The sequence below is a fragment of the Mesorhizobium sp. M0715 genome, assembly GCF_040320355.1.
Taxonomy (GTDB): Bacteria; Pseudomonadota; Alphaproteobacteria; order Rhizobiales; family Rhizobiaceae; genus Mesorhizobium.
Genome location: NZ_JAMYPL010000043.1, coordinates 20,934 through 27,017 on the forward strand (window position 1 = coordinate 20,934; position 6,084 = coordinate 27,017).

The window sequence follows — 6,084 nt, forward strand, 5'->3', positions numbered from 1 at the left end:
CCATGCCGAGACGGACCATGATCGAGGCCATTCGCGATGCCATGGACGTGTCGATGGGGCGCGACGACAAAGTCGTCGTGTTCGGCGAAGATGTCGGCTTCTTCGGCGGCGTATTCCGCTGCACGCAAGGCCTGCAGGCCAAATACGGCAAGAGCCGCTGCTTCGATGCGCCGATCAACGAATCCGGCATTGTCGGCTCGGCCATCGGCATGGCCGCCTATGGCCTGAAGCCGTGCGTGGAGATTCAGTTTGCCGACTACATGTATCCGGCCTACGACCAGCTGACGCAGGAAGCGGCACGGCTGCGTTACCGCTCCAACGGCGATTTCACCTGTCCGATCGTGGTGCGCATGCCGACCGGCGGCGGCATTTTTGGCGGCCAGACGCACAGCCAGAGCCCGGAAGCGCTGTTCACCCATGTGTCGGGACTGAAGACCGTGGTGCCGTCCAACCCACATGACGCCAAAGGGCTACTCATCGCGGCGATCGAAGACCCCGATCCGGTGATTTTTTTGGAGCCGAAGCGGCTCTACAACGGCCCTTTCGACGGCCATCACGACCGGCCGGTGACGCCGTGGTCGAAACATGAGCTCGGAGAGGTCGCCGACGGCCACTACACCGTGCCGCTCGGCAAGGCGGCGATCCGCCGGGCAGGCTCGGCCCTCACCGTGCTCGCCTACGGCACCATGGTCTATGTCGCGCAGGCGGCCGTCGAAGAAACGGGCATCGATGCCGAGATCATCGATCTCAGGACGCTTTTGCCGCTCGACCTCGACACGATCGTCGCCTCGGTCAAGAAGACTGGGCGCTGCGTCATCGTGCACGAGGCGACGCTGACGTCGGGCTTCGGCGCCGAACTGTCGGCCCTGGTGCAGGAAAACTGCTTCTATCACCTCGAAGCGCCGGTCGCTCGCGTTGCCGGCTGGGACACGCCCTATCCGCATGCGCAGGAATGGGACTATTTCCCCGGTCCCGCCCGGGTAGGCCGTGCCTTGCTTGAAACCATGGGGGCCTGAGATGGGCGAACACATCATCAAGCTGCCCGATGTCGGCGAGGGTGTCGCCGAAGCCGAGCTCGTCGAATGGCACGTCAAGATCGGCGACATGGTGCGCGAGGACACCGTGCTTGCCGCCGTCATGACCGACAAGGCGACGGTCGAAATCCCGTCGCCTGTCGACGGCGAAATCCTGTGGCTGGGCGCCGAGATCGGCGACACGGTGGCGATCGGCTCGCCCATCGTGCGGCTGAAGGTGGCGGGCGAGGGCAATGTTGCGGGTGGTGCGACGCCGGCAAAAGTCACGGCTGAGAGTACCCCCACCCCTAGCCCCTCACAAGGGGGAGGGGGACGCGCCACGGCCTCCAAGGGCGGAGCAAAATCTACTTCGCCATCATCAGAGTCCTCCGCAAAAAGCGTGCGAGCAGCGCAGACAGAATCCCCCTCCCCCTTGTGGGGAGGGGCTAGGGGCGGGGGTACTGCGCCGACGTCCGGAGTTGTCGCGCCCGCCGGCGCACCCCGTCCCGAGGGCGAAAGATCGTTGGCCTCTCCGGCCGTCCGTCTGCGGGCAAAAGAGGCGGGCATCGATCTCCGGCAGGTTGCGGGGAGCGGCCCTGCCGGGCGCATCGGCCATGAGGATATCGAGGCGTTCCTGGCGCGCGGCCCGCAGGTCGCCAGGACATCCGGTCTCGCCCGCAACGATACGATACAGGACATCAAGGTGGTCGGGCTGCGGCGCAAGATCGCCGAGAAGATGACGCTGTCCAAATCGCGCATCCCGCACATCACCTATGTCGAGGAGATCGACGTCACCGCGCTGGAGGAATTGCGCGCCGCACTCAACAAGGAGAAGCGCCCGGGCGTGGAGCGGCCGAAGCTGACGCTGCTACCGTTCCTGATGCGGGCGATGGTCAAGGCGATAGCGGACCAGCCCAACCTCAATTCGCTGTTCGACGACGAGGCCGGCATCATCCACCAGCATGGCGGCATCCATATCGGCATTGCCGCGCAGACGCCGTCGGGGCTGGTGGTGCCGGTGGTCAGGCATGCCGAGGCGCGCGACATCTGGGAATGCGGCACTGAGGTCATCAGGTTGGCCGAGGCTGCCAAGTCCGGCACCGCGACACGCGACGAGCTGTCCGGCTCGACCATCACCATCACCTCGCTCGGCGCCATGGGCGGCGTGGCGACGACGCCGGTGATCAACCATCCGGAAGTGGCGATCATCGGCGTCAACAAGATGATGGTGCGGCCGGTGTGGGACGGCACCCAGTTCATGCCGCGCAAGATGATGAACCTGTCGTCGAGCTTCGACCATCGCGTCATCGACGGCTGGGACGCGGCGGTGTTCATCCAGCGGATAAAGACGCTGCTGGAAACACCGGCGCTGATTTTCGTGGATTGAGGGGATGAGAACCGTCGCAAAGGCCCCCTCACCCGGATTGCCAGCCGAATTGCAAAGGCAATTCGGGGCAATCCGACCTCTCCCCGAGGGGAGAGGAGGTCGTCAGCGCAGGCGCCAGTCTCTTCTCCCCAGCGGGGAGAAGGTGGCCGCGAAGCGGTCGGATGAGGGGGCCTTCGTCACCATAGAGAGCGTGCCGTCATGAAAGAAATCTCCTGCAAGCTGCTCGTCATCGGCGCCGGTCCTGGCGGTTACATCTGCGCCATCCGCGCGGGACAGCTCGGCGTCGATACGGTAATCGTCGAGGCCGGCAAACCGGGCGGCACCTGCCTCAATGTCGGCTGCATCCCATCCAAGGCGCTGATCCATGCGGCGGAAGAGTTCGAGAGGGTCTCGCACATGGAAGGCGGCAAGAGCCCGCTTGGCATTTCGCTCACCGCACCGACGCTCGACCTGGCTAAGACGATCGCCTGGAAGGACGGCATCGTGAGCCGGCTCAACAGCGGCGTCGCCGGCCTGCTCAAGAAGGCAGGCGTGAAGACCGTGCATGGCTGGGCGAGCTTTCGCGACGGCAAGACTGTGGAGGTCGAGACCGAGACGGGAAGCCAAGTCATCCGCGCCGAGGCGATCGTCATCGCCACCGGCTCGACGCCGGTCGAACTGCCGTTCCTGCCCTTTGGCGGTCCGGTGATTTCCTCCACGGAGGCGTTGGCGCTCAGCGATGTGCCGAAAAAACTCGCGGTCGTCGGTGGCGGCTATATCGGCCTGGAACTCGGCATGGCCTTCGCCAAAATGGGCGCCAAAGTGACCGTGGTCGAGGCGTTGCCGCGCGTGCTGGCGCAATATGATGCGGAACTCACCCGGCCGGTGGTCAAGCGGCTCAACGCACTCGGCATCGAGGTGATGCTGGGTGCAAAGGCCAAGGGGCTGTCGACCAAAGGCGACGCGCTGCTGATCGAGACATCCGACGGCAAGAGCGCCAAGGTCGCCGCCGAAAAAATCCTGGTGACGGTCGGCCGCAAGCCGGTGACCGAAGGCTGGGGGCTCGACCAGATCGACCTTGATATGGCTGGAAAATTCATCCGCATCGACGAGCAGTGCCGCACCTCGATGCGCGGCATCTTTGCCATCGGTGACGTCACCGGTGAGCCGATGCTGGCGCACCGGGCGATGGCCCAGGGCGAGATGGTCGCCGAGATCATCGCCGGTCACAAGCGCAACTGGGACAAGCGCGCCATTCCCGCCGTTTGCTTCACCGATCCGGAACTCGTCACCGCTGGTCTTTCACCGGAAGAGGCCAGGGCTCTGGGCGGCGAGATCAAGATCGGCATGTTCCCGTTCGCCGCCAATGGCCGGGCGATGACGAAGCTGGGCGAAGACGGCTTCGTCCGCGTGGTGGCGCGGGCCGACAACCATCTGGTGCTTGGCATCCAGGCGGTCGGGCAAGGTGTGTCGGAACTGGCGGCGTCATTCGGGCTGGCGCTGGAGATGGGCGCGCGGCTGGAGGACATTGCCGGCACGATCCATGCGCATCCGACGCAGGGCGAAGGGTTCCAGGAAGCGGCGCTCAAGGCGCTGGGGCACGCGCTGCATATTTGAGGATGCTTACCCTCCCCCTTGTGGGGAGGGTCGATCCGCGAAGCGGAGCGGGGTGGGGGTCCTCGCCGACCGTCAGCGCTCACCCCACCCCGTCTCGCAGTCTACGCTTCGCTACGCATGCGAGCCGACCCTCCCCACAAGGGGGAGGGTGAAGAACTTCAGCTCGCCAGCCGGCTCACCATCTCGTGCTGGGCATAGGCGCGGCCGAAGCGGTTGGCTAGGAATGCGTCGAGCGCGATGTCTTCCTGCTTGACGAAGCCGGTCGCCGGCAGGCTGCCGTCGGCCAGCATGTCGAGCACGGCGCAGATGCCGGATGCGGTGGTGATCTGGATGGCGCTGCGCACCGTGTCGCCGACACGCTTCGAGTAGATCTTGTTGGCGTAGGTCTCCTGCAGCAGGCGGCCGTTCTTGCGGCCCGAGACGGTGACGAAGACGATGACCACGTCCTGCAGCGTTGCCGGCAGGGCGCTCTCGAAAATGTCTTTCAGCACGTCACGGCGGTGGCGCAGGCCAAGGTCGTTGAGCAGCGCCTTCATGATCGCGGCGTGGCCGGGATAGCGGATGGTGCGGTAGTTCAGCGTGCGCACTCTGCCCTTCAGCGTCTCGGCCAGCGTGCCGAGCCCACCGGAGGTGTTGAAGGCCTCGTAGGTGACGCCGTCGAGCGAGAACTCCTCGCGCTCCTCCAGCGGCGGCACTTCGACCAGTTCGCCCTCGACGATCGCCTCGCAGGGCTCGCAATATTCGTTGATGACGCCGTCGGTGCTCCAGGTCAGATTGTAGTTCAGCGCGTTGGACGGGTATTGCGGCAAAGCGCCGACGCGCATGCGCACGCTCTCCAGCGTGTCGAAGCGGCTGGCGAGATCGTTGGCGACGATCGAGATGAAGCCCGGCGCCAGGCCGCATTGCGGAATGAAGGCGTTTCTGCCGGAGCGCGCCAATTCCTTGACGCGGCGGGTCGAGACGACATCCTCGGTGAGGTCGAGATAGTGCACGCCGGCACTGGCCGCTGCCTCGGCGATGCGGGTGGTCAGATGGAAGGGAGCGGCGCTGAGCACCGCGAATTTGCCGGCGAGGGCGGCTTCCAGCGTGCCGGATGCCTCGATGTCGAGCTCCAGCGTCGCGACCGTGGCCGGCAGTTCGGCGGAAGCGAGCTGTGCTGCCGAGCGGTCGACGAGCGTGACCTGATAATCCCCCGTGGCGGCGAGCATCTCGGCAATGGTCGAGCCGATCTTTCCGGCGCCGACAACGACAATTTTCTTCATGACCGATCCCTCACTGATTGTAAGCCCAGATTCGCAGCTTGCCCGTCGAATGGAAGCGTGGTTTTGTTCGAAACGAAACCATCTATTGGCTAGTCTGCCGAGAAGAATCGTCGAAATGCTCAGTGACGCCGAACAAGCCCTGCTTTCCCTGCTGCGCGAGAATGCGCGCGCCTCGACCGCCGAGCTGGCGCGGCGGCTTGGCGTCTCGCGGACCACGGTACAGAGCCGGATCGAACGGCTGGAGCAGCGCGGCATCATATCAGGCTATGGCGTGCGGCTGGCGCCGGACTACGAGCAGGGGCTGGTGCGGGCACATGTGCTGCTCACCGTGACGCCCAAGCTCGCCGACAAGGTGGTGCGCGCCCTGCGCGGCCTGGCGACGGTCAGGACGCTGCATTCGGTCAGCGGCAATTTCGATATGATCGTCATCGTCGACGCGCCGTCGATCCGCGACCTCGACATGCTGCTCGACCAGATCGGCGCCATGGACGGAGTCGAGCGGACTTTGTCGTCGATCATCCTGTCGACGCGGATAGATAGGTGAAGCTGCTGATCTCCCCCCTTGCGGGGGAGATGGCCGGCAGGCCAGAGGGGGGTGCTCAGGCGCTAGCCTCGGCCATCTGCGCCGTGTGACAGATCGACAGGTCGGCGGGACAGCACCCCCCTCTGCCTTGCCAGGCATCTCCCCCGCAAGGGGCCTGTTGCAAAATTGTGTGGATGTGATTCCCTGTTTTTGAAACGGGGATCTTGCGATGACGACGAAGCCGAGCGGTCAGTTCAGTTTTGTGGAGGCTCTGCTGCCGCAGGGTCTTGGTCGGAGCGGTCG

At 65.0% G+C, this 6,084-nt stretch carries 6 protein-coding genes; 4 read left to right on the top strand and 2 right to left on the bottom strand.

Annotated features, from left to right (window positions below):
* Nucleotides 1–2: 2 nt before the first annotated feature.
* From NKI21_RS30960 to lpdA, 3 genes are all read left to right on the top strand, one after another.
* A complete protein-coding gene (locus tag NKI21_RS30960) occupies nt 3–1,016 on the top strand; it encodes an alpha-ketoacid dehydrogenase subunit beta (RefSeq protein ID WP_027162844.1) in 1,014 nt (337 codons plus the stop codon).
* Nucleotide 1,017: 1 nt separating this feature from the next.
* On the top strand, nt 1,018–2,400 hold the full coding sequence (locus NKI21_RS30965; protein WP_352723088.1) for a dihydrolipoamide acetyltransferase family protein: 1,383 nt from the start codon (nt 1,018–1,020) through the stop codon (nt 2,398–2,400).
* A gap of 198 nt (nt 2,401–2,598) precedes the next feature.
* Nucleotides 2,599–3,996, top strand: coding sequence for a dihydrolipoyl dehydrogenase (gene lpdA / locus NKI21_RS30970; RefSeq protein ID WP_352869028.1), 1,398 nt, complete (start codon nt 2,599–2,601; stop codon nt 3,994–3,996).
* Nucleotides 3,997–4,154: 158 nt separating this feature from the next.
* On the opposite strand, the gene NKI21_RS30975 is transcribed toward lpdA, so the two are convergent.
* Nucleotides 4,155–5,258 (bottom strand): saccharopine dehydrogenase family protein, encoded by a 1,104-nt coding sequence (locus NKI21_RS30975; RefSeq protein WP_352761461.1) that lies wholly within the window; start codon nt 5,256–5,258, stop codon nt 4,155–4,157.
* Between the two features lie 115 nt (nt 5,259–5,373).
* Here NKI21_RS30975 and NKI21_RS30980 point away from each other — a divergent pair, with 115 nt between their 5' ends.
* Nucleotides 5,374–5,802 carry an Lrp/AsnC family transcriptional regulator gene (locus tag NKI21_RS30980; protein ID WP_023813397.1) on the top strand — a complete coding sequence of 143 codons (429 nt, stop codon included), beginning with the start codon at nt 5,374–5,376 and terminating at the stop codon, nt 5,800–5,802.
* 55 nt (nt 5,803–5,857) lie between these two features.
* Here NKI21_RS30980 and NKI21_RS30985 read toward each other — a convergent pair.
* Nucleotides 5,858–6,084: hypothetical protein (locus NKI21_RS30985; protein WP_352869032.1), on the bottom strand; the 227-nt coding region annotated here is incomplete at its 5' end.

Excerpts from the sequence above, each read along its gene's own strand:
- NKI21_RS30975 (WP_352761461.1), bottom strand. The coding sequence starts at position 5,258 with ATGAAGAAAATTGTCGTTGTCGGCGCCGGAAAGATCGGCTCGACCATT.
- NKI21_RS30980 (WP_023813397.1), top strand. The coding sequence starts at position 5,374 with ATGCTCAGTGACGCCGAACAAGCCCTGCTTTCCCTGCTGCGCGAGAAT.
- NKI21_RS30965 (WP_352723088.1), top strand. The coding sequence starts at position 1,018 with ATGGGCGAACACATCATCAAGCTGCCCGATGTCGGCGAGGGTGTCGCC.
- NKI21_RS30960 (WP_027162844.1), top strand. The coding sequence starts at position 3 with ATGCCGAGACGGACCATGATCGAGGCCATTCGCGATGCCATGGACGTG.
- lpdA (WP_352869028.1), top strand. The coding sequence starts at position 2,599 with ATGAAAGAAATCTCCTGCAAGCTGCTCGTCATCGGCGCCGGTCCTGGC.